Raw genomic sequence first — 23,661 nt, forward strand, 5'->3', positions numbered from 1 at the left:
TAGTGAGGACAACGCAGCGGCGCCAGATGTGACACCACCCGATGTGACGGCGGCCACATCGCACGGGGACAGCGACAAGCCCGGGGCCGTGAGGGCTGAGGGACGGTGCGGGAGGCGGTCGATCCGTGGGCGCCTCCGGCGAGCGTCGACGCGAAGTGCGCACTGGACCCGTGACCGAGGGGTTGAACGTTCCCCGGAACCTGGACCTGGGCAACCGGGCCCGCGCCGTGCAACGGCGAAGCAGCAGTTGCCGCCGCAGCGCAGCGCCACGCACCGACAGCCTTCGAGGTGCACTGCACTACTGGGTAACCGCGTCAGGCAATGTTTGCCCGTTGGGGAGCGGACGTGGCCTGACGCGGCAATACAGCTAGGGCCCCCGTGGCACCCCCCGAAGTCAGCGGTACCGCTTCAGCTCCCGCCGCGCCAGTGACCGCTGGTGCACCTCGTCCGGGCCGTCCGCCAGCCGCAGCGTCCGCGCCGCCGCCCACAGCTCCGCGAGCGGGAAGTCCTGACTGACCCCGCCCGCGCCGTGCAGCTGCACCGCCTGGTCCAGGATCCCCACCACCGCGCGCGGCGTGGCGATCTTGATGGCCTGGATCTCGGTGTGCGCGCCCCGGTTGCCCACCGTGTCCATCAGCCAGGCCGTCTTCAGCACCAGCAGCCGCAACTGCTCCACGGTCACCCGCGCGTCCGCGATCCAGTTCTGCACGACCCCCTGCGCGGCCAGCTCCTTGCCGAAGGCGGTACGTTCCACAGCGCGGCGGCACATCAGCTCGATGGCCCGCTCCGCCATGCCGATCAGCCGCATGCAGTGATGGATCCGGCCCGGCCCGAGCCGCGCCTGGGCGATCGCGAAGCCGCTGCCCTCGTCCCCGATCAGGTTCGCGGCCGGGACCCGCGCCCCGTCGAAGACCACCTCGGCGTGGCCGCCGTGGTCGTGGTCCTGGTACCCGTACACGCTCATGGCCCGGCGGACCTCGACGCCCGGGGTGTCGCGCGGGACCAGGATCATCGACTGCTGGCGGCGGGGGTCGTCATGGTCCGGGTCGGTCTTGCCCATCACGATGAAGATCGTGCAGTCCGGGTTCATGGCGCCGGAGATGTACCACTTGCGGCCCGTGACGGCATAGCTCTCGCCGTCGGCCGAGCGTTCGATCCGCGTCTCGATGTTGGTGGCGTCCGAGGAGGCGACCTCCGGTTCGGTCATCGCGAAGGCGGACCGGATCTCCCCGGCCAGCAGCGGCTCCAGCCACCGTTTCTTCTGGTCGTCGTCCGCGAACTGGGCCAGCAGCTCCATGTTCCCGGTGTCCGGGGCCGCGCAGTTGGTGGCCATCGGTGCCAGGTGCGGACTGCGGCCGGTGATCTCGGCGAGCGGCGCGTACTGGAGGTTGCTCAGCCCGGCGCCGTACGGAGCGTCCGACGGGCCGTGCTGGTCCACGAAGAAGAGGTTCCACAGGCCCTGGCGGCGCGCCTCGGCCTTCAGTTCGCCGAACACGGCCGGGGTGTCCCAGGGCGAGGCCAGCCGCGCGCGCTGCTCGGCGGCGACGGGTTCCGCCGGGTAGACGTACTCCTGCATGAACGCGAGCAGCCGCTCGCGGAGTTCCTCGGTCCGGGCGTCGAATGCGAAGTCCATCAGCGGGTGCCTCAGCCTTCCTGGAGGGTGGTCAGACCGTGTTCGATGAAGACCGGGACCAGCTCGCCGATCCGGTCGAAGCCCGCGCCCACGGTCTGCCCGAGCGTGTAGCGGTAGTGGATGCCCTCGAGGATCACCGCGAGCTTGAACCAGGCGAAGGCCGTGTACCAGGAGATCGCCCCCGTGTCCCGGCCCGAGCGGGCGGCGTACCGCTCGATCAGCTCGGCGGGCGACGGATGGCCCGGCGCGCCGCTGGTCGTGCTCACCGGGGACTCGGTCAGCCCCAGGTCGGAGCTGTACATCACCAGCAGTCCGAGGTCGGTCAGCGGATCGCCCAGCGTGGACATCTCCCAGTCCAGCACCGCCCGGATGGTGTCGTCGCCGGACGGGGACCCGCCGATCAGCACGTTGTCGAGCCGGAAGTCGCCGTGCACGACGGTGGGCGCGGGGGAGGCGGGCAGCGCCCGGCCCAGCGCCCCGTGCAGCTCGTCGATCCCGGCCAGCTCCCGGCCCCGGGAGGCCGCCAGCTGCTTGCCCCAGCGCCGCAGCTGCCGGTCGAGGAAGCCCTCGGGGCGGCCGAAGTCGCCCAGGCCCACGGCCCCGGGGTCCACCGCGTGCAGGTCGACCAGGGTGTCCACCAGGGCGAGCACCGCACGCCGGGTCCGGTCGGGGCCCAGGGCGGCGAGCTGGCCCGCCGTGCGGTACGGCACCCCGTCGACGTACTCCATGACGTAGAACGGGGCGCCGAGCACGGCCTCGTCCTCGCAGAGCAGCAGCGCCCCGGGCACCGGGACGGCCGTGCCGCGCAGCGCCGCGATGACCCGGTGTTCGCGCCGCATGTCGTGCGCGGTGGCCAGTACGTGCCCCAGCGGGGGCCTGCGCACCACCCAGCGGGACGCGCCGTCGGTGATCTCGTAGGTCAGGTTCGAGCGGCCGCCCTCGATCAGCCTGCCGCTCAGCGGGCCGCTCACCAGCCCCGGCAGCGCGTGGTCGAGATGACCGCGCAACCGCTCCAGATCGAGGCCCCGGGGGTCTTCGGCTGGGGCTGTGGTCATGGTGCGCACCTCCACGAGGAGTTGACGACGGGCGGGCCGATCGGATGTCTGGGAGCCATCATGCCGACCAGTCGGTATGCCGTCCAGGGCGCGGCCCGGAAATCCGCCCCGCGGGTTCCGGACGGCGGACCGCCGCGGGCGCGCCCGCTCAGGCGTGACAGGCGATCGGTACCCCGCCGTTCATCACCGTCATGTCCCGCAGCACCGACATGATGTCCAGCGGCTCCCCGAGCGGGCCGCCGTCGAGTTCCGCGTACGCCCGGTGCACATTGGCCACCAGCCGCTCGCTCTCCCGCCAGCCCGCGAACTCCCCGAGCTCCGCCCGGCGCGCGGTCTCCAGCGGGCTGTCCCCCCGCTCCCGGCCCTCCTCGGCGAGGTGGGCGACGTAGCGCAGGTAGCGGGTGGTGGCCTCGTACGCCGACGGGTCGGTCAGCGGCCCGTGCCCCGGTACGACGGTCTCCGCGTCCAGCGCGGTCAGCAGCTCCAGGGCCCGCAGCGAACCGGCCAGCGAGCCCATCGCCAGGAAGGGCGTGCCCTCGGCGAAGACCAGGTCCCCGGTGAAGACGGTCCGCTGCTCCGGCAGCCACACCACCGAGTCCCCGGTGGTGTGCGCGACACCCGGGTGGATGACCTCCACCACGGTGTCGCCCACGTGCAGGGTGGCCCGCTCGCTGTAGGTGAGGTCGGGCGCGGTGATCGGCAGGGCGCCGAAGTCGGTGTCCGGCCAGATCAGCTCCAACTGGCGTCCCGCGTCCAGCTGTTCGGAGCGGCACCGGTCGTGGCCGAGGACGAGCGCCTCCGGGGTGAAGACGGCGTTGCCGTAGGTGTGGTCCCCGTGGTGGTGGGTGTTGACCACGGTGCGCGGCAGTGGCGCCCCGGTCGAGAGGACCGCGTCCCGCAGGGCCAGCGCCCGGCGTTCGGTGGCGGCGGTGTCGACGAGCAGGCTCCGGCCGCCGCCGGTCACGAACCCGGCGTTGTTGAGGCACCAGCCCCCGTCCGGCTGTATGTAGGCGAAGACACCTGGCGCCGGCTGGACGAGGTAAGGCTTCTCTGCGGTCATCTGCGCACTCCCCGGGTCGCGTTGACGGGCGGGCAGCATCCTGCCAGCCGCCGCGGTCCCGGGGGAGGGCGGGGTCACGGCCGCACGTGTGGCTCAGTGGTCGTCGTAGTGCCCGTCGTGCTCGGCGTGCCGGTGGCCGTCGTGTGCGTAGTCCACGTGGTCGCCGTGGGGGACCGCCTCGTGGCCGCAGCCGGCGCCGTGCGCGTGCGGGTGGCCCTCGTGGGCCACGTGCCCGGCGGGCTCGCACTCGTCCCAGTGCCCGGAGTGCTCCCGGTGCAGGTGGCCGTCGTGCGCGTAGTCGGTGTGGTCGCCGTGGTCGACCTCGGTGTGGCCGCAGCCGGGACCGTGGGAGTGCTCGTGCGTGGGGTGCTCGTGGTGCAGGGTCGTCATGGCGCCGAGGCTAGTGGCGGCCGGCCCGTATCGCCGGTTGTGTCCGCACGGCGCGGAAAAGCCGGATGATCACACCGGCGGCCCCGCCGTGACTCCCCGTTCGGCTCCCCCCCCCGACGGGAGGCCGCAGCGCGCCTCACCCGATCAGCGCCATCGCGAACACCGCCAGGGCCACGGTGCACAGGGCGGTCGCGAGCGCCGTGCGCGGAGCCGGCCCCGGCGTCCCCCCGGCCGCCAGCGCCGTCATCCGGCGGTGCGCCACCACCAGGAAGGCCAGCCACACCAGCACGATGAACACGGTCGCGGACACCTCCACCGCGGACCCGGACCCGTGCAGCGCCTGGCGCACCGCCAGCACGGCGGTCACCGAGGCGCTCAGCGTCGTACGCCGCCAGGCCATCCGGGTGCGTTCGGGCTGGAGCCCGGGGTCCCTGGCGGACCGCTGCGCGGCGGGCCCCGTCACCGGCCCGTCGTCCAGCCCATCAGCATGACCACCACCATCGCCACCGCGACCAGCCCCACCCCCAGGCTGAGCACCACCGGGAACCGGGACAGCGGCAGGTCCTCCCCGCGCCGCATCGCCCGCTCGCACCGCGCCCAGTGGTTCACCGCCCGCAGCGCGCAGGCCGCCCCGACCACGAGCAGCGCGAGGGCCATCCCGACCCGCACCGCCCACCGCAGGTCCGGCAGGAACTGGTCCACCGCGAACCCGCCGCCCACCAGGGCCAGCGCGGTCCGGATCCAGGCGAGGAAGGTCCGCTCGTTGGCGAGGGAGAACCGGTAGTCGGGGGTGTCGCCCTCCTCGCGGAGCCGCTGGGGCGCGAACCAGAGGCGCACCCCCCTGACGAAGTCGATCATCCGCCCAATCTACTGGCGCCGGTCCGCCGACCGCCGGTCCGCCGCCAGCCGCCGGTACGCCTCCAGCCCGTCCGGTACCCACGGCCAGGACCCGTCACCGGCCCGCCGCGCCAGCTCCGCCTCGTCCACGAAGGCGTACCAGTCCACCTCCGAGGCCTGCGGCCGTACCGGGGACGCGCACCGAACCTCGTGCACGGCGGACCACCAGGCCCCGCCCTCGCCCTCGTACAGGAACGTGAACAACGGCGTCGGCGCGGCCAGGCCGGTCACCCCCAGCTCTTCCTCCGCCTCCCGCAGCGCCGCGTCGGCGTAGCTCTCGCCCGCGCCCACCACCCCGCCCACGAACATGTCGTACCGGGACGGGAACACCAGCTTCGACGCGGTCCGCCGGTGTACGAAGATCCGCCCCTCCGGGTCCCTGGCCTGCACGAACACACAGCGGTGCAGCAGCCCGCGGGCGTACGCCTCGCCCCGCGGGGCCTGCCCGGTCACCCGGTCCCGCCGGTCGACCACGTCCAGTACCTCGTCGGCCGGATTCTCCTCCGGACGCTCCACCGGATTCATCGCATTCATGGAGCCCATCCCCTCATCACTGTTGACTGGTTACCGCGAGGTAGCCAGGATCTGTCCCATCCACCGAGGTCAGGACGGGAACGCATGGGGTACGACGCAGACGTCATCGTGATCGGCGCCGGGCTGGCGGGCCTCGTGGCCACCGCCGAGCTGATCGACGCGGGCCGCAAGGTCATCCTGCTGGACCAGGAGCCCGAGCAGTCGATCGGCGGCCAGGCCCACTGGTCCTTCGGCGGCCTGTTCTTCGTGAACTCCCCCGAGCAGCGCCGCATGCGCATCAAGGACAGCCACGCCCTGGCCCTCCAGGACTGGTTCGGCACCGCGGGCTTCGACCGCGACGAGGACGCCTGGCCGCGCCTCTGGGCCGAGGCGTACGTCGACTTCGCGGCGGGGGAGAAGCGCCCCTGGCTGCACCGGCGGGGCGTGCGCTTCTTCCCGGTGGTCGGCTGGGCCGAGCGAGGCGGCTACGACGCCACCGGCCACGGGAACTCCGTACCCCGCTTCCACATCACCTGGGGCACCGGCCCCGGGCTGGTCGAACCCTTCGAACGGCGGGTCCGGGCCGGGGTCGCGCGCGGGCTGGTCCAGCTGAGGTTCCGCCACCGGGTCACCGGGCTCTCGCGGACCGCCGGAACCCTGGACACCGTCACAGGGGAGGTCCTGGAACCCTCCGACGCCGTACGGGGCGCCGCGAGCGGCCGCGAGGCCACCGGCGCGTTCTCCCTGCGCGCCCAGGCCGTCATCGTCACCTCCGGTGGCATCGGCGGCAATCACGACCTGGTCCGCGCCCAATGGCCGGCCCGGCTCGGCACCCCGCCCGAACGGCTGCTCTCCGGGGTGCCGGCCCATGTGGACGGCCTGATGCTGGGCATCGCGGAGGAGGCGGGCGCCAGCCACATCAACAAGGACCGGATGTGGCACTACACCGAGGGCATCGAGAACTGGAACCCGATCTGGTCCCGGCACGGCATCCGGATCCTGCCCGGCCCGTCCTCGCTCTGGCTGGACGCCACCGGCAAGCGGCTGCCCGTACCGCTCTTCCCCGGCTTCGACACGCTCGGCACCCTCGACCACATCATGAAGACCGGCCACGACCACACCTGGTTCGTCCTCAACCAGCGGATCATCGGCAAGGAGTTCGGGCTCTCCGGCTCCGAGCAGAACCCCGACCTCACCGGGAAGTCCGTCCGCGAGGTGATCAACCGGGCCCGCCAGGACGTCCCCGGCCCGGTCAAGGCCTTCATGGACAACGGCGCCGACTTCGTCGTCGAGCGGGATCTGGGCGCCCTGGTCCGCGGCATGAACGCGATCACCAAGGAGGGCCTGATCGACGAGGAGGAACTGCGCCGCGAGATCACCGCCCGCGACCGGGAGATCGCCAACCCCTTCACCAAGGACCTCCAGGTGATGTCCCTCCACGGGGCCCGCAAGTACCTCGGCGACAAGCTGATCCGCACCGCCGCCCCGCACCGCATCCTCGACCCCAAGGCGGGACCCCTGGTCGCCGTCCGGCTCTCCATCCTGACCCGCAAGTCCCTGGGCGGCCTGGAGACCGACCTCTCCTCCCGGGTGCTCGGCGCGGACGGCGAGCCGCTGCCCGGCGTCTACGCGGCGGGCGAGGCCGCGGGCTTCGGCGGCGGCGGGGTGCACGGCTACCGCGCCCTGGAGGGCACCTTCCTCGGCGGCTGCATCTTCTCGGGCCGGGCAGCGGGCCGCGCGGCCGCGAAGGCGGTGGGCTGAGGCGATGGGCTGAGGCGGCGGCCCGGGGCGGCGTGCCCGGGCGGCGATCCGAGGCCGCCGCCGGGCCGCCGCGCGGGGGGCCCGCGCCCCCGCTCAGCCCAGCCGCTCGACGACCCGGAACCGCTCGGCGACCACCAGCGTCTCCTCGTCCACCGTGAACTCCGGGTCGCCGAGCTCCTCCCGCAGGGCCGCGCTGTGCCAGAACTCCTCGTGCGAGGAGCGCCATTCGGCCACGGAGGCGTCCCCCTCGCCCTCGTCCACGGCGTGCCGCAGGTCCACCTCGCCCAGCCGCAGCACCCGTACTTCCAGCACCTCCACCACGGCCACCGCCCGCTCCGCCGAGTCGAGCAGCGCGGCGCGGTCGCCGGGGCGGGGCAAGGGCTCGCCCTCGGCCTCGTACCCGGCCAACAGCCCCGTGGTGGTGGTCTTCGCCCCGCTCAGCACCGCCGCCACCAGCCTGTCGCGCAGGGGACCCGGGAAACCGAGCAGGTACGGCGGCAGCCCATCGATGATCGTCATCCAGCCAGCCTAGCTCCCGCCCGCCCCGGCGCACAGAACCGGAGCAACCACCCCAACTGCGCTACTTCGAAGACCAGTTGAAACCCGCCACCCAGTGGACTGGACCTTGACTCGGAGCTGTGCCTACCGGTTTGCTGTGCGTGATCATCCACCGCTCGTCGACCCGCGCTCGCGTTCTGGAGGGAAACCGCGGATGTCTCCGCCTCCGCCGCCCCTCGGCCGCGCCCGCAAGCGGGACGCCCAGCTCTTCGACGCGGCCCTGTGCGACATCGAACTGGTCGACGTACGCGCCCAGTTTACCCAGGGCCGCTGGGCCACCGCCCGGTCCCTGCTCGCCGCGACCGCCGACGACTGGGACCGCCGCGGCCACCGCGTCGTCGTCCTCGCCGAAACCCCGGCCGCCACCGCCTGGGCCCGGGAATGGCTGCTCGCCGAGCCCGAGAGCGCCGACGCCACCACCCTGCTCGCCTGCGCCGCCGTCTTCAACGCCCTGCGCCGCAAGGGCAGTCCGGAAGCGGCCGAGGAGGCCTGCCGCCGCGCCGCCGCCCTGCTGCCCGCCGACCCCACCCCCTGGCTCGGCCTGCTGCTGCTCTCCCGCGCCTACGGCACCGAGGAGGAGTTCAGCCGCCACTTCGACCAGGTCCGCGCCCGGCACCGGGAACACCACCACGCCCACCACGTGATGGTCGCCCGGCTCGCCGAACGCCTCCCCGGCAACGGCCACGACCCGCTCCACGAGGTCTACGACTTCGCCGCCTGGGCCGCCGAGGAGTCCCCGGCCGACTCCCCGCTCGCCGTCCTCCCCGTCATCGCCCACGCCGAGCGCTACCGGGTCCTCGCCGCCGCCCACGGCGGAGCCGCCCCCGGCCCCGTCGCGGCCGCCGAACACTGGTCTGGCCGCCGCGCCCGCCAAGTCCTGCGCTCCGCCTTCGACTGGTGGCTCGAATGGGAACGCGAGGACCACCCCCGCAACCGCGTGGACCTGAACTTCCTCGCCCACGCCAAGCTCTGCGAGGGCCGCCCCGCCGAGGCCGCCGCACTCTTCCAGCGCATCGGAAGCCATGCGACCCGGGCCCCCTGGTCCTACCCCGACCTCGACCCGCACAAGGCCTTCCTCGCCGCGCGCAGTGCCGCGCTCGGCTCCGCTTGAACTTCCCTTCCCGAAAGGACCCCCCGCCATGGCGACGGGCAGTTCCACCACGTCCCCGCGCACCACCGCGGCGGAGATCCGCACGTACAAGGGGCAGGACCGGGCCCTGCGCGCGGACCGCCTCGGCACCGCGGGCCTGCTGCTCTCCGTACTGGCGGCCAGCGCGCCCCTGATGGTGGTCGCCGGCGTGATGCCGACCACCTTCGGCGTGATGGGCATCGTCGGCCAGCCGCTGCTGTTCGTCATCCTCGGCGTCGTCCTCGCCCTGTTCAGCATCGGCTACGCCGAGATGAGCAGGCACGTCCACAACGCAGGCGCCTTCTACGCCTACATCGCGCGCGGCCTCGGCCCCACCGCGGGCGCGGGCGCCTCCCTGGTCGCGCTCGTCGCCTACAGCGCCATGCAGGTCGGCGTCTACGGCATCCTCGGCTTCGAGATATCCGGCCTCTGCGCCACCTACCTCGAACTCCAGGTGGCCTGGTGGATACCGGCCCTCGTCGCGGTCGCAGCCACCGGCGCCCTCGGCTGGCTCAAGATCGACCTCAACGCCAAGGTGATCGGCGTCCTCATCCTCATCGAGTGCGCCCTCGTCGTCGTCTTCGACGCCGCCGCCCTCGGCAAGCCCGCCGCGGAGGGCCTCTCGCTGCACGCCTTCAACCCGGCCACCCTCAGCGGCCCCGGCCTCGGCACCGCCCTGTGCTTCTGCATCGCCGCCTTCGTCGGATTCGAGCAGTCCCCGGTCTACGCCGAGGAGACCAGCAAGCCCCACATCGTGGTCTCCCGCGTCATGTTCCTCGCCGTCGGCTTCGTGGCCCTGTTCTTCGCGCTGAGCGCCTGGGCCCTGACCGTGGCCACCGGCCCCTCCCAGGTGGTCAAGAGCGCCGCCGACGCGGGCCCCGGACTCCTCTTCCAGCTGACCGAGGACCGGCTGGGCGCCGCCTTCACCGACGTCCTGCACGTGCTCTTCGTCACCGGCATGTTCGCGGCCATGCTCAGCTTCCACAACGTCGTCGCCCGCTACGCCTTCGCGATGGGCCGTGAGGGCCTGCTCCCGGCCACCTTCGGCCGGACCAACCCGGGCACCGGCGCCCCCGGCACCGGCTCGCTGCTCCAGACCGGCGTCTCGGCCCTCGTCGTCCTCGGCTTCGCCGTCACCGACGACAACCCCGTGGGCGACCCCACCGCCCCCGTCCTGCACCTGTTCACCTGGATGGGCAGCGTCGGCGCCCTCGGCATCACCCTCCTGATGGCCGCCGCCTCCTTCGCCGTCATCGCCTTCTTCGTCCGCCGCGGCACCGCCTCCGCCCAGGTCTGGCGCCTCGTCGCGGCGGGCGCCGCGGGCCTCGCCCTGCTCGGCATCGCCGTCTACACCGTCAAGGACTTCGCCGTCCTGGTCGGCGCCGACAAGGGCTCCGCCCTCAGCTGGGCGCTGCCCGGCATCATCGGCGCGGCCGTCGTGGGCGGCCTGCTGTACGGAGTGCTGCTGCGCTCCCGGCGCCCCGAGGTGCACGCCCGGATCGGCCTGGGCAACGAGGCCTTCCGCCTGGACCAGGCCGCCGAGGTCACCCCGCAGGCCTGAGCGCCGTACGCCCGACAAGAGCGGTAGAGGCCCCTGGTACCCCTTTCGGGGGGAGCCGGGGGCCTCTGCCGGTAAAGAGCAGGTTTTGGCCGGAGCACGGCACACATGGTCTCCTGGGGCGATCAAAAACGGACCGCGGCACAGGCGAAACCACCCAGCTCTCCTGCGTGACGGTCCGGACCTGCCTGTCCACCCCACGAAGGCGAAGTCATAGATGAGTGACCGCACCCTGAAAGAGGCCGCGTCCCGGGCCCCTGCCGCACCGAAGGCGGCCGTCCACGTCGACGCCGGTGACGAGGGTTACAGCAAGGACCTGAAGTCCCGCCACATCAACATGATCGCGATCGGCGGAGCGATAGGCACCGGCCTGTTCCTCGGCGCGGGCGGCCGCCTGGCGGGCGCCGGGCCCTCCCTCGCGATCGCGTACGCGGTGTGCGGCGTCTTCGCCTTCTTCGTCGTCCGCGCCCTGGGCGAACTGGTCCTCTACCGACCCTCCTCGGGCGCCTTCGTCTCCTACGCGCGCGAGTTCATGGGCGAGAAGGGCGCGTACACGGCGGGCTGGCTGTACTTCCTCAACTGGTCCACGACCACCGTCGCCGACATCACCGCGGCCGCGACCTACGCCCACTTCTGGTCGCTGTTCAGCGACGTCCCGTCCTGGATCCTCGCCCTCATCGCGCTCTCCGTGGTCCTCGCCGTGAACCTGATCTCGGTGAAGTACTTCGGCGAGATGGAGTTCTGGTTCTCGATCGTCAAGGTCGGCGCCCTCGTCGCCTTCCTCCTGGTCGGCATCTACCTGGTCGCCACCAGCCACCCGATCGACGGCCACACCCCCGGCCTCGGCTCCATCACCGACAACGGCGGCATCTTCCCGGTCGGCATGCTCCCCATGCTCCTGGTCGTCCAGGGCGTCGTCTTCGCCTACGCCTCCGTCGAACTCTGCGGAGTCGCCGCCGGTGAGACCGAGAACCCCGAGAAGATCATGCCGAAGGCGATCAACTCGATCATGTGGCGCGTCGGCGTCTTCTACGTCGGCTCCGTGGTCCTGCTGGCCCTGCTGCTCCCGTACACCGAGTACTCCGCCGACCAGAGCCCCTTCGTCACGGTCTTCGACAAGCTCGGCATCCCCGGCGCCGCGGGCATCATGAACCTGGTCGTCCTGACCGCCGCCCTCTCCAGCCTGAACTCCGGCCTCTACTCCACCGGCCGCATCCTGCGCTCGATGGCCATGGCGGGCTCGGCCCCCAGGTTCACCGCCAAGATGAACCGGGGCAAGGTCCCCTACGGCGGGGTCCTGTTCACCGCCGCCTTCGGCGTCATGGGCGTGGGCCTGAACTACTTCATGCCCGACGACGCCTTCGAGATCGTCCTGAACTTCGCCTCCATCGGCATCCTGGGCACCTGGGCGATGGTCATGCTCTGCTCCCTGCACTTCTGGCGCCGGGCCCGCCAGGGCCTCGTGGAGCGCCCGTCCTACCGGCTGCCCTGGGCCCCGTACACGCAGATCGTGACCCTGGTCTTCCTGGTCACCGTGCTGGTCCTGATGTGGAGCGACGAGGGCGTCGGACGCCGCACGATCCTCTTCCTCCCGGTGATCGCCGCCGCCCTGGTCGGCGGCTGGTTCCTGGTCCGCCGCCGGGTCGCGGACCTCGCCGCCGGGCGCCGGGACTGACACGCCCCCGCGCCCCGCGCACGCACGAAGGGCCCCGGTACGGTCACCACCGCACCGGGGCCCTTCCGGTACCCCCACCGCCCGCATCCGGGCCGAACGCGCGAAAGACCCTGCCGGTGCGGGCACTCACGTAAGGACGGAGCGCGGAAGCTCGCCGACTCCGGAGCGGGCCGACTCGGCCTGTCATCCCAGGTCTGACCTGGGGATTCACTGGGTTGTTCGTCACGTGGTGGGTCACGCCACAGCCCGGAAAAGCAAAAAACCCCACGGGAAGTGGGGTCTCAGCTGGTGTCCGAGGGGGGACTTGAAATCTCCACTCGGGCACCAGCCTTCTTACGTCCTGACCTGGGGAAACATGCTCTGTAGAGCCGTTCCTTGACGGCTGGGGTTGGTCATGCATCCCATGTGTTTCGGCCCGTTTCGGGGCGCTGTTGGTCATGCGTTGGTCACGTGGCCAACCCCAACATCCTGGCCGACATGATCCGGCCGACTGCAACGGTTTCCAGTAGTGGAAACCAGAACCCCTTGCCCCACCCTCACCAGCCCGACAGCATCGGACCGGACACCAGCGGCGACGAGGGGGAACAGTGGCAACCGAACTGACACGGCTGGTCGGCGGCTGCGAAGACGCCGAGTGCCCCACCATCTACGCCACCGACCGGGGCACCCTCGCGTTTCAGGGCGAGGAGATCACCGACCACGGCCGGACCATCCCCGCCCACGAAACCATGGTCGAGATCCCGATCGAGCTGATCCGAAAGGCCATCCGTGACAACCTCATCTAAGTCCCTGGGGGACTGGTTCAAGGACTTCGAGCGGGAAGCGTTCCGCCTCGAAACGCTGGACGACTACAGCAAATCTGGCGGAATCGACGCCTACCACCAATTCCTTGCCGGAAAGCCTCAGCCTGAGGAATTTAAGACGGCCGACTGGATCAACACGGTAAGCAATGCGACTCGGGCCGGTAAGCGCATGTACCGCGTTCACGTCGTCGCCCGGCCGCTTACGGACTATCTCCGCTTCGAACTCGGGTGGGGATATCTCCGCAATATGACGGCTGGGGAAGAGTTCTTCATCCTCGACATCACCGAGCAGGAAAACCCTATCCCGGACGTGCCTGACTTCTGGATGTTCGACCAGAACATGGTCGGCGCCATGAGCTACGACGGCGAGGGTAAGTACCTGGGAACGGAATTCGTCGGGGAAGGTCAGGTATCAGAGTTTCTGGCGTATCGGGATGCGGCTCTGGCTGCGGCTGTTCCGTTTCCCGAATGGTGGGCACAGTACGGCGAGTGAACAGATCTAATCTCGGGTCGGCGTTGCGGGCACTGCGGGAGTCCTCCGGAATGGAGGCCAAAGCGGTAGCCCGCAATGCTGCTATGTCCCGCTCCAAGCTCTCCAAGATTGAAAACGGCAACACGTCGCCCAGCGTCACCGACGTCGATTGCATCCTCACCGCCATAGGTGTCTCTGAGGATGTCAAGGCCGAGTACATGGCAGCCGCGAGGGCGGAGGCCACGGAGGTGACCGCATGGCGCCTCGTCCGGCGCCTGGGCTACAGCCGTAAGCAGCAGCAGGTGCAAGCTGTAGAAGCCCAAACGAACCTTCTGTGCCTCTTTCAGCCCTCCCTCGTTCCGGGACTGCTCCAAACCCCGGAATACATTCGGGCCGTGTTCCTCCGGAAGAACGTCACAGAGGTACAGCTAGAGCGCACCATCAGTGCGAGGCTAGCTCGCCAAGCCGTGCTTCACACTGAGGGAAAGACGTTCCGCTTCATCATCACGGAATCCGTGCTTCGCTGGCGGATTGTCCCGCCACTGGTAATGGTTGGCCAACTCGACCGCATCGTGTCCGTCTCCCGGCTCCCCAGCGTCGATATCCGGGTTGTTCCGTTTGGCGCTGCGCAGACCGACTTTCCTGGGCACTCGTTCTCCATCAAGGATGATCGAACAGTAACCATCGAAATGGTTCACGCAGAGACTGTGGTAACCGATCCCCGGGACGTTGCCCCGTACATTGCCAAATTCGATGGGTTCGCCGGCATGGCGCTTTCCGGTGAAGCTATGCGTATCTTCGTCGAGTCGATCCGCGACGGGTTTTTGCGCGAACAGGAAACTGCCTAGAGCGAAGCCTTTCGCTCGTACACCATTAGCGCCGATGGACGGGAACGGCAGCGAAGGGGTACGGCATGGCAAGGGCGAAGAAGGCAGAGGTTCCGGAGTTCGACCGGGACGTGTGGGAGTACCTGACCTATGCCCCGGGACGGACGTGCTCCGCGTGCTCCCGCAAGGTCAAGCCTTTGGAGCCCGTACGCCGACGCGTCGAGGACCGCACGTCCGGCGCCCCCGTCATCGTCTACCGGCACAACAAGTGCCCCAGCGCTCGTGCTGTGGCCGCCTGATGGAGATGCAGGCGCGGCGTGATGGCCTCGACAACCTCGGGCCGTGACGCCTGGACCCGACCGGGCAGACACCAGCACCTACCTGGTCCCTGGGATGACCTATTGCGGCACCTGCATTGGGCGTCGAACGGTCTGGTGTGACTACTGCTGCGGGTTCGACTTCGAGCAGTGCCGCATGTGCAAGCTCGGCCGCCGCAGGTGCCCCTGACTGCGACGGAGGGGACGCCCAGCGGATCCGCTGGTGATGCCTGGCCGAAAGGAGGTGCAGCGATGACCGACCCCGGCGACAAGGACGGCGGCGAGAAGTTCCCGCCCCCGCCCGCCGCGTAACCACTCCCCAACCGTCGAGAGAGAGGGAATCTCACTGTGACGACCATGCTGGAATCTTCCGTCGCCTTACGGCGCGGGCGGGACCTCGTCAGTCCCGAGCTGTTCGAGAAGGTGTCGGAGTTCTGCGCGGAGGAGTACGGGCACGAGCTGTCCACCGCCCGCCGGATCGTGGACCAGGCCCTTGCCTTCCTCAAGATCATGGGCGACGCCCGCGCGTTCGACATGACCCCGTCCGACGCCGTGGACCCCGGATGGCACTCGTTCGTGCTTCACACCCAGGCATACGCCGCGTGGTGCGACGAACAGTTCGGCTTCTTCCTCGGACACGAGCCCAAGGCCACTGTCCGTACCCGGCCGCTGATCGGCTCCGTGGTGGATCGCGTCAGGGCCGCCGGGTTCCACGTCGATGACCGTCGGTGGGGCGCGGCGCAGGACTGCAACCCGCCCGCGTGCTGCGGTGACGGCGACGGCTGCTGATCCACTGTCACTGAACGGAAGCGGTCCGGGCGTGGCTAAGGCGCCCGGACGGCCACAGCCAAGGGTTCCAAAGATGAGCAGCAATGACGAGGGCCTCACCGGAAGCAGTCGGGTCACGGTGTTCGCCATGTTCGGTGCAGTCTGCGGCTACGCCACCCACCACCTTGACGACCGGCGGATCGGAGAGGTGGCCGTCATCGGCCCCCTGAGCCCCGGCGTCGAATGGCCCCGGCTCTGGCAGATGGCCCGCACCTGCGGCAGGCCCGCCGCCAAAGACGCCGATCTTGCACAGTGGATTCTGATCCAGGCAACCCGCTCGTTCGTCTGCGGCAGCGACCGCATCGCCCAATTCCAGGACCAGGGCTGGAAGCTGGAGCCCGGCGGGAAGCGCGTCAGCTTCGAAGCGACCTACGCCCACCGAGACCACCTGTGGACCGGCAACCTGACCGTGGACGGCCTCAGCCCTGACCAGGTAGCCGAGCGCCCTTCGCTCTACCGAGCCTAGATCGGTAGCCCTGGCATAGTCGAAGTAACCAAAGAGACCCCGGCCGATTGGCCGGGGTCTCTTTGGTTTGTTCGGTGGTTCAGAGCAGAGCGCGGAACGGGTTGTCAGCCACAGCGGGATGAACGTCCTCAAGTGGCAGAAGCGGCGCCAGGACGAGGAGCGGAAACGACTAGGGACCACGTGGGTTGATCATGACCTGGTGTTCGCCCGGGACGGCTTCAAGCTCTACCGAGGGGAGGCAGGTGGGCCCAGGACCCCGAGAAGGTCTCGGCACGGTGGCGCACCCTCCGGACGCGCCTGCACCTGCCGGAGGACTTCCGAATCCATGACTGGAGGCACAGCAAGGTCACGAACGACCTGGAGGCCGGGGAGAACCCCGTAGAGGTCTCAGCAAACGTCCGGCACCACTCGCCGGGCTACACGATGGCCCGGTGCGGGCACTCACGTAAGGACGGAGCGCGGAAGCTCGCCGACTCCGGAGCGGGCCGACTCGGCCTGTCATCCCTGGTCTGACCTGGGGAATCTCTGGGCCGTTGGTCACGTAGTTGGTCACGCCACAGCCCAGAAAAGCAGAAAACCCCACGTGAAGTGGGGTCTCAGCTGGTGTCCGAGGGGGGACTTGAACCCCCACGCCCGATAAAGGGCACTAGCACCTCAAGCTAGCGCGTCTGCCATTCCGCCACCCGGACAAGGTGTCTGTCTCGCGTCCCTCGCGGGCCGTTCCGACGTGGAAAACATTACCAAACATTCCGGGGTGCCCGATCACACCCCCCGGTGACCGGGGATCGCCCTTGGGCGGAGCCGTCCGGAGCGGGAGGATGGGGGCAGTTCGGTACTGATCAGTGGGAGGAAGCAGCGTGAGCGAGTCGAGCGCGGGCAGGACCGTCTCCGGCGAGGACGAGGTCGTCGACCTCTGCCGGGACCTCATCCGGATCGACACCAGCAACTACGGCGACCACTCCGGTCCCGGTGAGCGCAAGGCGGCCGAGTGGGTCGCCGAGCAGCTCGCCGAGGTGGGACTCGAGCCGCAGATCTTCGAGTCGCACAAGGGCCGGGCCTCCACCGTGGCCCGGATCGAGGGCGAGGACCGCTCGCGGCCCGCCCTGCTGATCCACGGCCACACCGACGTCGTCCCGGCCAACGCCGCGGACTGGACGTACGACCCCTTCGCGGGCGAGATCGCCGACGGCTGCCTGTGGGGCCGCGGGGCGGTCGACATGAAGGACATGGACGCGATGACCCTGGCGGTCGTGCGCGACCGGATGCGCAGCGGCCGCAAGCCTCCCCGGGACATCGTGCTCGCCTTCCTCGCGGACGAGGAGGCGGGCGGCATCTACGGCGCGCGTCACCTCGTCGACAAGCACCCCGGGCTCTTCGAGGGGGTCACCGAGGCGATCGGCGAGGTCGGCGGCTTCTCGTTCACCGTCAACGAGAACCTGCGGCTGTACCTGGTGGAGACCGCCCAGAAGGGCATGCACTGGATGCGCCTCACCGTGGACGGCACCGCGGGCCACGGTTCGATGACCAACAACGACAACGCCATCACGGAGCTGTGCGAGGCCGTGGGCCGCCTCGGCCGCCACACGTGGCCGGTGAGGGTCACCAAGACCGTACGGTCCTTCCTGGACGAGCTGTCGGACGCCCTCGGCACCCCGCTGGACCCCGACGACATGGACGCGACGCTCGCCAAGCTCGGCGGCATCGCCAAGATGGTCGGCGCCACCCTGCGCAACTCGGCCGCCCCGACCATGCTCGGCGCGGGCTACAAGGTCAACGTCATCCCCGGCCAGGCCACCGCGCACGTCGACGGGCGCTTCCTGCCCGGTTACGAGGACGAGTTCTTCGCCGACCTCGACCGGATCCTCGGCCCGCGCGTCCAGCGGGAGGACGTGCACGGGGACAAGGCCCTGGAGACGTCCTTCGACGGCCGGCTCGTGGACGCCATGCAGACGGCGCTGAAGGCCCACGACCCGATCGCGCGCGCGGTGCCGTACATGCTCTCCGGCGGTACGGACGCCAAGTCCTTCGACGACCTCGGGATCCGCTGCTTCGGCTTCGCGCCGCTCCAGCTGCCGCCGGAGCTGGACTTCGCCGGAATGTTCCACGGGGTGGACGAGCGGGTGCCGCTGGAGGGGCTGAAGTTCGGCGTGCGGGTCCTCGACCGGTTCATCGACGAGTCCTGACGCCCGGGAATCGGAAACGTGTGCGGATTCCACTGAGAAGAGTGAATGCGCTCATACGCTCGTAGCCCCGGTGGGAACTCCTCGTTACAGGTGGTGCGGTCCGCGGCTGGTACCGCATTGCCTACTAGGAGGAACAATGATCAAGAAGGTTGTCGCCGCTGCGGCTGCCACTGGTGGCCTCGTACTCGCTGGTGCGGGTCTGGCTGTCGCCGACGCCGGTGCCCAGGGTGCGGCCATCGGTTCCCCCGGTGTTGCCTCGGGCAACGTCATCCAGGTTCCCGTCCACGTTCCCGTGAACGTGTGCGGCAACACGATCTCCGTGATCGGTCTGCTGAACCCGGCTTTCGGCAACACCTGCGTCAACAGCTGACGCTCTGAAGTCCCGGCCCCGGAGCGCGTCCCAGCGCTCCGGGGCCGTAGGTCTTTCCGGACTGTTTTCCGGACTGCTTTCTTCGGCGTACGAGGCGGGGAAGCCCGTACGGCCAGTACGTCGATTCGAAACGAACGTACAGATCCGCGCGCGGATCAGGGTAGGGGACACGGACACATGCGACACATCCGACGGCAGCAGACCGGCAGGAAGACGCTGATCACCATGGCGGCGGCGGGCGGGATGCTCGCCCTGGGCGGTGGCTACGCCCACGCCGACGCCGGTGCGGGTGCGGGCGCCTCCGGGCACGCTGCGGACTCACCGGGACTGCTGTCCGGGAACGCCCTGCAGGCTCCCGTGGACGCCCCGGCGAACCTCTGCGGGAACACCGTGACGGTGGTGGGGGCGCTGAACCCCGCCTTCGGCAACCACTGCGGGAACACCTCGGGCCACCCGAGCGGCCACCAGGGCCAGACCCACCCGGACGAGCCGCGCGACTCCGACGGCGGCCACGGCGGGAACCCGGGTACTCCGGGCGGCCACGGCGGCGATCACGGCGGGAACCCCGGAACCCCGGGCGGGCACGGCGGCAACTCCGGTACCCCGGGCGGCAACTCCGCTACGCCCGGCGGGAACCCCGGTACGCCGGGCACCCCCGGTACGGGCACCGGGACCCCGGTCGGCTACCCGGGAACCCCGAGCGGGAGCGGAACCGGTGGGGAGCTGGCCGCCACCGGTTCCGACGGCTTCGCCGGGGCGGCCGTACCGCTCGCGGGCGGGATGCTGCTGGCGGGCGCCCTGCTCTACCGGCGCGCCCGCAACGCCGCCTGACGACGGCTCGACGACCGGTCCGGCGGCCGGTTCACGACGCGGGTCCCGTTTCCGGGGCCCGCGTCACCACGTCGCGCGTATCTGTCGGATGATCCGGCGCCGCAACCGCACCCGGCGACTTCCGTCCCGGTGCAGTGTGAGCCGGTCAAGTTCCCAGTTCCCGTACTCGGCATGGTCGGTCAGCAGCCGGGTCGCCTCCTTGCGTGGCACACCCCGGGGCACGTACACGTCGACAAATTCGTATTCCGGCATCGCATCTATTGTGCAGACGGAGCCCCGCTACGGATAGCGTCTGCTCTATGTCTGATGCCGCTCTGCCCACTGTTGCCGAGGTACGCGCCGCCGCCGAGGCCGTCAAGACCGCGCTGGACCGTCACCTCGCGGCGGTCGAGGGCAGGTCCGGAGACGATGATCCGGCCGTCTACGCCGCGTTCAACGAACTCGCCACCGCCGCCGAGGAGTACGACGAACTCCTTTACGACCGCTACGACGAGGTCACACCCTTCGAGATCCCCGCCACCGAGGACGGGGTCCCGTACACCGGCCCCGCCGACCCCACCGCCTTCAGCGTGCTGATCCGCCGCGACTACGTGGTGGCCGAACCGCACCGGCTGATCGCCCAGGCCGGGCGGGTCGCCGCGCACGACCGGGACGCCGAACGCGTCCACGACGGCGGCACGGGGGGCGCGCTCGGCGTCCTGTTCGGTGAGTACGAGCCGGACGAGATCGCCTCCCGCTACAAGGAGTTCGGCCTGGAGGAGGGCGACTCGACCCTCTGGCTCGCGGCCTCCGAGGAAGCCGCCGAACCGGGGGAGTGGCTCAACTCGCCGTTCGACCACGCCGATCCGCAGTCCGTGCTCCACCGCTTCGACGTCAGCTCCGTCTTCGACGACGAGTTCGACGAGGACGACGCCGAGCACACGGACCTCGAACCGGCCGCCCTGGAGGCCGAGCACTGAGTCCGCGGGCCCCGTTCCCCCGCGCCGGTCCACGGCGCGGGGGACCGGGGCCCCTCGCTCACTCCGCCAGGTCCCCGGCCGCGGCGGCGGCCGTCAGGGCCCGCAGGAGGCCCGTCAGCCGCGTCGTACGCGGCTTCGCCGCGACCTCCGCCACCGCGCGCGGCAGCGCCTGGTCCACGCCGTGCACCACGGACAGGTGGCGCTCGGCCCGGCCGAAGGCCGTGTACACCCAGTCCCGGGAGAGCGCGTCGGCCGCGTCACCGGGCAGGACGACGACCACGCCCGGCCAGCGGGAGCCGACGGCCTGGTGGGCCGTGACCGCCCAGCCGTGCCGCACCAGCTGCTCCACCCGCTCCTTCGGCACGACGACCGGGCCGCCCGCGCCGGGGCAGTCCAGGTGGAGCCCCTGGGCGTCGGCGGTGACCACCCGGCCCGGCAGCGCGCGGCCCGGCGAGGGCACGTACACGACCCGGTCGCCGGGGTCGAAGCCGCCGAACCGGCCGGGGCCGGGGTTCAGCCGCTCCTTGAGCGCGGTGTTCAGCGCCCGGGTACCCGCCGAGCCGCCGTGGCCCGGGGTGATGACCTGGACCCCGTCCGCCGGGATCCCGAAGGCGCGCGGTACGGACTCGGCCACCAGCTGCACCGTGCGGTGCACGGCCTCCCCGGCGTCGCGCACCGGGACGATGACGACCTCCTTGCCCGGGGCCTCGACCGCGAGCAGCTCACCGGCGCCGACCCCGGAGACCAGCTCGCCGAGCGGGCCGGGATCGGGCACGCGGGAGGCGATCTGCGGGCAGGCGCGGGCCGCCAGTACGTCCGCGAACACCCGCCCCGCGCCCGCCGATCCGAGCACCCCGGGGTCACCGGACAGCACCAGCCGGGCCCCGTCGGGGACGGATTCGACGAGCGCGGCGGCGCTCTCCACATCGAGCTGCGGGGCGTCGGCGACGACCAGGAGGTCCAGGGCGAGCTGGCCGTCCCCGTCCCGGCCGGGGCCCTCGGTCCCGGCCAGCAGCCCCGTGACGGTCGCGGCGCCCTCACCCGCGAGGTCCCGGGCGGCGGGCGCGTGCGTGGCCAGCCAGGCGCGCAGGCCGAGCGCGCGGGCGGTGGCCAGCAGGGCCAGCGGCTCGGCGCGGGCCGCCTCGCCGCCGGTGTGGGTGACCAGGCCGTGGCCCGCGACGGCGCGGATCAGCTCGGCGGCGCCGGGTCCCGGGGCGGCCTTCGCCCACGCCTGCGGGTCGGCGGCCGCGCCGAAGGTGTTGACCAGTCGGGCCAGGCCGTCGGCGAGGCTCTCCTCGGCCAGGGCGCAGCCCTCCAGGCCCACCAGGACCTTGACCGGCTGCTCCTCGCCCTCGGCCACGGGCTCGCCGACGGGTTCCTGGAAGACGAGGACGGTGCCTTCGCCGATGGCCTGCTCCAGGGCCTCGGCCGGGTCGGGCACGGCGTACTGGCCGAGGGCGGCGGACAGTACGGCCGCCTCCAGCGCGGTGTGCCCCTTCAGGGCCGCCTGGGCCAGCAGCCAGGCCACCAGGGCTGCCGTCCGGCGCTCGTCCCCGGGACCGCAGTCCGCGCCGAGCAGGGCGCGGGCGAACCCGTCGGCCTGGGTGGGGCGGACCCCGGGGACGGCCAGCAGCTGCCAGGGGTCCTCGGTGAGCCGCCCGGCGGCGTCCTCGCCGAGGGCCTCGGCGGCCTGGGCGGCGATGGCCTCGGGGCCGCCGGTACGGGCGAGCAGGGCCCGTACCGCTTCGACGGCCTCGGCGGGCGCCACGGGACGCGGTGCGGCGCGGGGCCGGTCCACGGGGACGGGCGCCGGATCCGGAGTCCGGCGGGGCGCTGCCGGGGCGTCGTCGAAGTAGCGGGACGGCGGCTTCTCCCCGCCCTCCACGGCCCGTACGGCGGCCATCAGGTCCGCCGCCGCGCCGCTGAGCTTGGCCCCCGCTTCGACCGGAGCAGACCGCTCCGCCTTGCGCCGGGCGATCCGCTCCCGCTCGACCTTCTGCGCGGCCAGCTCGGCCGCCGCCTCGCTGACGGCGGGCGCCGCCTCCCCGGCCTGCGCGGGCACCTCCGCGCCGCCGCCATCGTCGGCCTCGGCCGCGTCGTCGCCCGGACCACCGTCCGAGGCGCCCGCCTCACCGTCGCCCGGACCGTCGCCCGGACCGTCGCCCGGGGCGTCGGCAGAGTCCGGACCGGCGTCCGAGGCGTCAGCCGCGCCGTCACCCGCGCCGTCGGGCGGCCCGTCGGGCGGGGAGCCGGGCGCGGTGGCGGGGGTGTCGCCCGGGGTGCCGGGGTCGGGCGCGGCGGCTTCGGCCGGGGCGTCCGGGCCGGAGGCGTCGGCCTCCGGGGGCGGCGGGTCCGTGCGGTCCGTACTCACAGCGTGCTCCAGTCCTGATCGGGGTAGCGGTGCACGGGCGCCGAGACGTCGTCCAGCGCGCGGCAGATCTCCTCGGGAAGACTAAGGGCCTCCACCGACAGGGCCGCGCCGAGCTGGGCCGACGTACGGGCCCCGACGATCGGCGCGACGACCCCCGGGCGGTCGCGGATCCACGCGAGGGCCACCTGGAGCGGGGTCACGGCCAGCCCGCGGGCCGCCGTCGCGACCGCGTCCACGATCCGGCTCGCCGTCTCGTCCAGGTAGGGCTCCACGAACGCCGCCAGGGATTCCGAGGCTCCACGGGAGTCCGCCGGCACGCCCTCGCGGTATTTCCCGGTGAGGACCCCGCGCCCCAGCGGGGACGACGGCAGCAGCCCGACGCCCAGGTCCAGCGCGGCGGGCAGCACCTCGCGCTCCACGCCCCGCTGGAGCAGGGAGTACTCCATCTGGGTGGACGCCAGCCGGTTGCGCGGGCCCGGCGCCGCCAGCTGCCACGTCGCCGCCTTGGCCAGCTGCCAGCCGGAGAAGCCGGTCACCCCCACGTACCGGGCCCGCCCGCTGCCGACCGCGAGGTCCAGCGCGTGCAGGGTCTCCTCCAGCGGGGTCCCCGCGTCGAAGGCGTGGACCTGCCAGAGGTCGACGTGGTCCGTGCCGAGGCGGGCCAGGGAGTCGTCCAGCGCCGCCAGCAGGTGCCCGCGCGAGCAGTCCGCGCGCCGCTCCGGGTCGGGGACCCCGCCCGCCTTGGTGGCGATCACCAGGTCCCGGCGCGGCACCAGCCCGTCCAGCAGCCGCCCCAGCAGGTACTCCGCCTCACCGTCCCCGTACACATCGGCCGTGTCGACGAGCGTGCCGCCCGCCTCCCAGAAGGCCTTCAGCTGTTCGGCGGCGGCTTCCTCGCCCTGTCCCCCCGCGGACCGGCCCCAGGTGAGGGTGCCGAGGCCGATCCGGGACACGCGCAAGCCGGTGCGGCCGAGATGCCTGTGCTCCATGAGCGCTGAGCGTACT

25 protein-coding genes and 1 tRNA gene are annotated in these 23,661 nt (G+C 71.5%); 14 read left to right on the forward strand and 12 right to left on the reverse strand.

Annotated features, from left to right (window positions below; all coding sequences use genetic code 11):
- Positions 1-394: 394 nt before the first annotated feature.
- From QMF80_RS12150 to QMF80_RS12180, 7 genes are all read right to left on the reverse strand, one after another.
- Positions 395-1,633 (reverse strand): acyl-CoA dehydrogenase family protein, encoded by a 1,239-nt coding sequence (locus tag QMF80_RS12150; RefSeq protein ID WP_283452469.1) that lies wholly within the window; start codon positions 1,631-1,633, stop codon positions 395-397.
- Between the two features lie 11 nt (positions 1,634-1,644).
- Positions 1,645-2,688, reverse strand: a complete 1,044-nt coding sequence (locus QMF80_RS12155; protein WP_283452470.1) for a phosphotransferase family protein — start codon at positions 2,686-2,688, stop codon at positions 1,645-1,647.
- Positions 2,689-2,836: 148 nt separating this feature from the next.
- Positions 2,837-3,748 (reverse strand): MBL fold metallo-hydrolase, encoded by a 912-nt coding sequence (locus QMF80_RS12160; protein ID WP_283452471.1) that lies wholly within the window; start codon positions 3,746-3,748, stop codon positions 2,837-2,839.
- A gap of 93 nt (positions 3,749-3,841) precedes the next feature.
- Positions 3,842-4,138, reverse strand: coding sequence for a hypothetical protein (locus QMF80_RS12165; protein ID WP_283452472.1), 297 nt, complete (start codon positions 4,136-4,138; stop codon positions 3,842-3,844).
- A gap of 136 nt (positions 4,139-4,274) precedes the next feature.
- Positions 4,275-4,601: a DUF202 domain-containing protein gene (locus tag QMF80_RS12170; protein WP_283452473.1), complete on the reverse strand. Its 327-nt coding sequence runs from the start codon at positions 4,599-4,601 to the stop codon at positions 4,275-4,277.
- Positions 4,598-4,996 (reverse strand): YidH family protein, encoded by a 399-nt coding sequence (locus QMF80_RS12175; RefSeq protein WP_283452474.1) that lies wholly within the window; start codon positions 4,994-4,996, stop codon positions 4,598-4,600. The genes QMF80_RS12170 and QMF80_RS12175 overlap by 4 nt, the downstream gene beginning before the upstream one ends.
- Before the next feature lie 9 nt (positions 4,997-5,005).
- On the reverse strand, positions 5,006-5,569 hold the full coding sequence (locus QMF80_RS12180) for an NUDIX hydrolase (RefSeq protein WP_283452475.1): 564 nt from the start codon (positions 5,567-5,569) through the stop codon (positions 5,006-5,008).
- An 84-nt stretch (positions 5,570-5,653) separates the two neighbouring features.
- Here QMF80_RS12180 and QMF80_RS12185 point away from each other — a divergent pair, with 84 nt between their 5' ends.
- Positions 5,654-7,309, forward strand: coding sequence for an FAD-binding dehydrogenase (locus QMF80_RS12185; protein WP_283452476.1), 1,656 nt, complete (start codon positions 5,654-5,656; stop codon positions 7,307-7,309).
- Between the two features lie 93 nt (positions 7,310-7,402).
- Here the strand turns inward: QMF80_RS12185 and QMF80_RS12190 are convergent, their stop codons facing one another.
- Positions 7,403-7,828 carry an ASCH domain-containing protein gene (locus tag QMF80_RS12190; protein ID WP_283452477.1) on the reverse strand — a complete coding sequence of 142 codons (426 nt, stop codon included), beginning with the start codon at positions 7,826-7,828 and terminating at the stop codon, positions 7,403-7,405.
- 193 nt (positions 7,829-8,021) lie between these two features.
- Here QMF80_RS12190 and QMF80_RS12195 point away from each other — a divergent pair, with 193 nt between their 5' ends.
- From QMF80_RS12195 to QMF80_RS12235, 9 genes are all read left to right on the forward strand, one after another.
- A complete protein-coding gene (locus tag QMF80_RS12195; RefSeq protein WP_283452478.1) occupies positions 8,022-8,978 on the forward strand; it encodes a hypothetical protein in 957 nt (318 codons plus the stop codon).
- A gap of 28 nt (positions 8,979-9,006) precedes the next feature.
- Positions 9,007-10,557: an APC family permease gene (locus QMF80_RS12200; protein WP_283452479.1), complete on the forward strand. Its 1,551-nt coding sequence runs from the start codon at positions 9,007-9,009 to the stop codon at positions 10,555-10,557.
- Between the two features lie 214 nt (positions 10,558-10,771).
- On the forward strand, positions 10,772-12,229 hold the full coding sequence (locus QMF80_RS12205) for an amino acid permease (protein WP_283452480.1): 1,458 nt from the start codon (positions 10,772-10,774) through the stop codon (positions 12,227-12,229).
- A 587-nt stretch (positions 12,230-12,816) separates the two neighbouring features.
- Positions 12,817-13,014, forward strand: coding sequence for a hypothetical protein (locus QMF80_RS12210; protein WP_283452481.1), 198 nt, complete (start codon positions 12,817-12,819; stop codon positions 13,012-13,014).
- On the forward strand, positions 12,998-13,525 hold the full coding sequence (locus tag QMF80_RS12215; RefSeq protein WP_283452482.1) for a DUF6879 family protein: 528 nt from the start codon (positions 12,998-13,000) through the stop codon (positions 13,523-13,525). Before QMF80_RS12210 ends, QMF80_RS12215 begins: the two co-directional genes overlap by 17 nt.
- Entirely contained in the window at positions 13,522-14,352 is an 831-nt protein-coding gene (locus tag QMF80_RS12220; RefSeq protein WP_283452483.1) for a helix-turn-helix domain-containing protein, read from the forward strand. Before QMF80_RS12215 ends, QMF80_RS12220 begins: the two co-directional genes overlap by 4 nt.
- A gap of 65 nt (positions 14,353-14,417) precedes the next feature.
- Positions 14,418-14,630 carry a hypothetical protein gene (locus QMF80_RS12225; RefSeq protein WP_283452484.1) on the forward strand — a complete coding sequence of 71 codons (213 nt, stop codon included), beginning with the start codon at positions 14,418-14,420 and terminating at the stop codon, positions 14,628-14,630.
- 375 nt (positions 14,631-15,005) lie between these two features.
- Positions 15,006-15,437: a UCP032817 domain-containing protein gene (locus QMF80_RS12230; protein WP_283452485.1), complete on the forward strand. Its 432-nt coding sequence runs from the start codon at positions 15,006-15,008 to the stop codon at positions 15,435-15,437.
- A 73-nt stretch (positions 15,438-15,510) separates the two neighbouring features.
- Complete coding sequence (locus tag QMF80_RS12235; RefSeq protein ID WP_283452486.1) at positions 15,511-15,942, forward strand: hypothetical protein; 432 nt, start codon at positions 15,511-15,513, stop codon at positions 15,940-15,942.
- A gap of 601 nt (positions 15,943-16,543) precedes the next feature.
- On the opposite strand, the gene QMF80_RS12240 is transcribed toward QMF80_RS12235, so the two are convergent.
- A tRNA-Leu gene (locus QMF80_RS12240) sits at positions 16,544-16,631 on the reverse strand.
- A gap of 168 nt (positions 16,632-16,799) precedes the next feature.
- On the opposite strand from QMF80_RS12240, the gene QMF80_RS12245 reads away from it, so the two are divergent.
- From QMF80_RS12245 to QMF80_RS12255, 3 genes are all read left to right on the forward strand, one after another.
- Complete coding sequence (locus QMF80_RS12245) at positions 16,800-18,125, forward strand: M20/M25/M40 family metallo-hydrolase (RefSeq protein WP_283452487.1); 1,326 nt, start codon at positions 16,800-16,802, stop codon at positions 18,123-18,125.
- 136 nt (positions 18,126-18,261) lie between these two features.
- Positions 18,262-18,495: a chaplin ChpH gene (gene chpH, locus QMF80_RS12250; protein ID WP_283452488.1), complete on the forward strand. Its 234-nt coding sequence runs from the start codon at positions 18,262-18,264 to the stop codon at positions 18,493-18,495.
- A 177-nt stretch (positions 18,496-18,672) separates the two neighbouring features.
- The gene (locus QMF80_RS12255) at positions 18,673-19,326 is read left to right on the forward strand and encodes a chaplin (protein ID WP_283452489.1); all 654 of its coding nucleotides are present in this window, start codon (positions 18,673-18,675) and stop codon (positions 19,324-19,326) included.
- A 63-nt stretch (positions 19,327-19,389) separates the two neighbouring features.
- On the opposite strand, the gene QMF80_RS12260 is transcribed toward QMF80_RS12255, so the two are convergent.
- Positions 19,390-19,578 (reverse strand): DUF5703 family protein, encoded by a 189-nt coding sequence (locus tag QMF80_RS12260; protein ID WP_283452490.1) that lies wholly within the window; start codon positions 19,576-19,578, stop codon positions 19,390-19,392.
- A gap of 47 nt (positions 19,579-19,625) precedes the next feature.
- Between QMF80_RS12260 and QMF80_RS12265 the strand changes: the two genes are divergently transcribed.
- Positions 19,626-20,285, forward strand: coding sequence for a hypothetical protein (locus tag QMF80_RS12265; protein ID WP_283452491.1), 660 nt, complete (start codon positions 19,626-19,628; stop codon positions 20,283-20,285).
- 58 nt (positions 20,286-20,343) lie between these two features.
- On the opposite strand, the gene QMF80_RS12270 is transcribed toward QMF80_RS12265, so the two are convergent.
- The gene (locus QMF80_RS12270; protein ID WP_502962825.1) at positions 20,344-22,656 is read right to left on the reverse strand and encodes a helix-hairpin-helix domain-containing protein; all 2,313 of its coding nucleotides are present in this window, start codon (positions 22,654-22,656) and stop codon (positions 20,344-20,346) included.
- The gene (locus QMF80_RS12275) at positions 22,653-23,645 is read right to left on the reverse strand and encodes an aldo/keto reductase (RefSeq protein ID WP_283452492.1); all 993 of its coding nucleotides are present in this window, start codon (positions 23,643-23,645) and stop codon (positions 22,653-22,655) included. Before QMF80_RS12275 ends, QMF80_RS12270 begins: the two co-directional genes overlap by 4 nt.
- Between the last annotated feature and the right edge of the window lie 16 nt (positions 23,646-23,661).

It is taken from the genome of Streptomyces sp. G-G2, assembly GCF_030063135.1.
GTDB lineage: Bacteria > Actinomycetota > Actinomycetes > Streptomycetales > Streptomycetaceae > Streptomyces.

What these genes read in the sequence shown, in the direction of transcription:
- QMF80_RS12265 (WP_283452491.1), top strand. Translation starts at nt 19,626, where the DNA reads ATGTCTGATGCCGCTCTGCCCACTGTTGCCGAGGTACGCGCCGCCGCC.
- QMF80_RS12260 (WP_283452490.1), bottom strand. Translation starts at nt 19,578, where the DNA reads ATGCCGGAATACGAATTTGTCGACGTGTACGTGCCCCGGGGTGTGCCA.
- QMF80_RS12255 (WP_283452489.1), top strand. Translation starts at nt 18,673, where the DNA reads ATGCGACACATCCGACGGCAGCAGACCGGCAGGAAGACGCTGATCACC.
- QMF80_RS12165 (WP_283452472.1), bottom strand. Translation starts at nt 4,138, where the DNA reads ATGACGACCCTGCACCACGAGCACCCCACGCACGAGCACTCCCACGGT.
- chpH (WP_283452488.1), top strand. Translation starts at nt 18,262, where the DNA reads ATGATCAAGAAGGTTGTCGCCGCTGCGGCTGCCACTGGTGGCCTCGTA.
- QMF80_RS12230 (WP_283452485.1), top strand. Translation starts at nt 15,006, where the DNA reads ATGCTGGAATCTTCCGTCGCCTTACGGCGCGGGCGGGACCTCGTCAGT.
- QMF80_RS12225 (WP_283452484.1), top strand. Translation starts at nt 14,418, where the DNA reads ATGGCAAGGGCGAAGAAGGCAGAGGTTCCGGAGTTCGACCGGGACGTG.
- QMF80_RS12235 (WP_283452486.1), top strand. Translation starts at nt 15,511, where the DNA reads ATGAGCAGCAATGACGAGGGCCTCACCGGAAGCAGTCGGGTCACGGTG.
- QMF80_RS12200 (WP_283452479.1), top strand. Translation starts at nt 9,007, where the DNA reads ATGGCGACGGGCAGTTCCACCACGTCCCCGCGCACCACCGCGGCGGAG.
- QMF80_RS12155 (WP_283452470.1), bottom strand. Translation starts at nt 2,688, where the DNA reads ATGACCACAGCCCCAGCCGAAGACCCCCGGGGCCTCGATCTGGAGCGG.
- QMF80_RS12195 (WP_283452478.1), top strand. Translation starts at nt 8,022, where the DNA reads ATGTCTCCGCCTCCGCCGCCCCTCGGCCGCGCCCGCAAGCGGGACGCC.
- QMF80_RS12275 (WP_283452492.1), bottom strand. Translation starts at nt 23,645, where the DNA reads ATGGAGCACAGGCATCTCGGCCGCACCGGCTTGCGCGTGTCCCGGATC.
- QMF80_RS12185 (WP_283452476.1), top strand. Translation starts at nt 5,654, where the DNA reads ATGGGGTACGACGCAGACGTCATCGTGATCGGCGCCGGGCTGGCGGGC.
- QMF80_RS12180 (WP_283452475.1), bottom strand. Translation starts at nt 5,569, where the DNA reads ATGAATGCGATGAATCCGGTGGAGCGTCCGGAGGAGAATCCGGCCGAC.
- QMF80_RS12190 (WP_283452477.1), bottom strand. Translation starts at nt 7,828, where the DNA reads ATGACGATCATCGATGGGCTGCCGCCGTACCTGCTCGGTTTCCCGGGT.
- QMF80_RS12205 (WP_283452480.1), top strand. Translation starts at nt 10,772, where the DNA reads ATGAGTGACCGCACCCTGAAAGAGGCCGCGTCCCGGGCCCCTGCCGCA.
- QMF80_RS12175 (WP_283452474.1), bottom strand. Translation starts at nt 4,996, where the DNA reads ATGATCGACTTCGTCAGGGGGGTGCGCCTCTGGTTCGCGCCCCAGCGG.
- QMF80_RS12160 (WP_283452471.1), bottom strand. Translation starts at nt 3,748, where the DNA reads ATGACCGCAGAGAAGCCTTACCTCGTCCAGCCGGCGCCAGGTGTCTTC.
- QMF80_RS12150 (WP_283452469.1), bottom strand. Translation starts at nt 1,633, where the DNA reads ATGGACTTCGCATTCGACGCCCGGACCGAGGAACTCCGCGAGCGGCTG.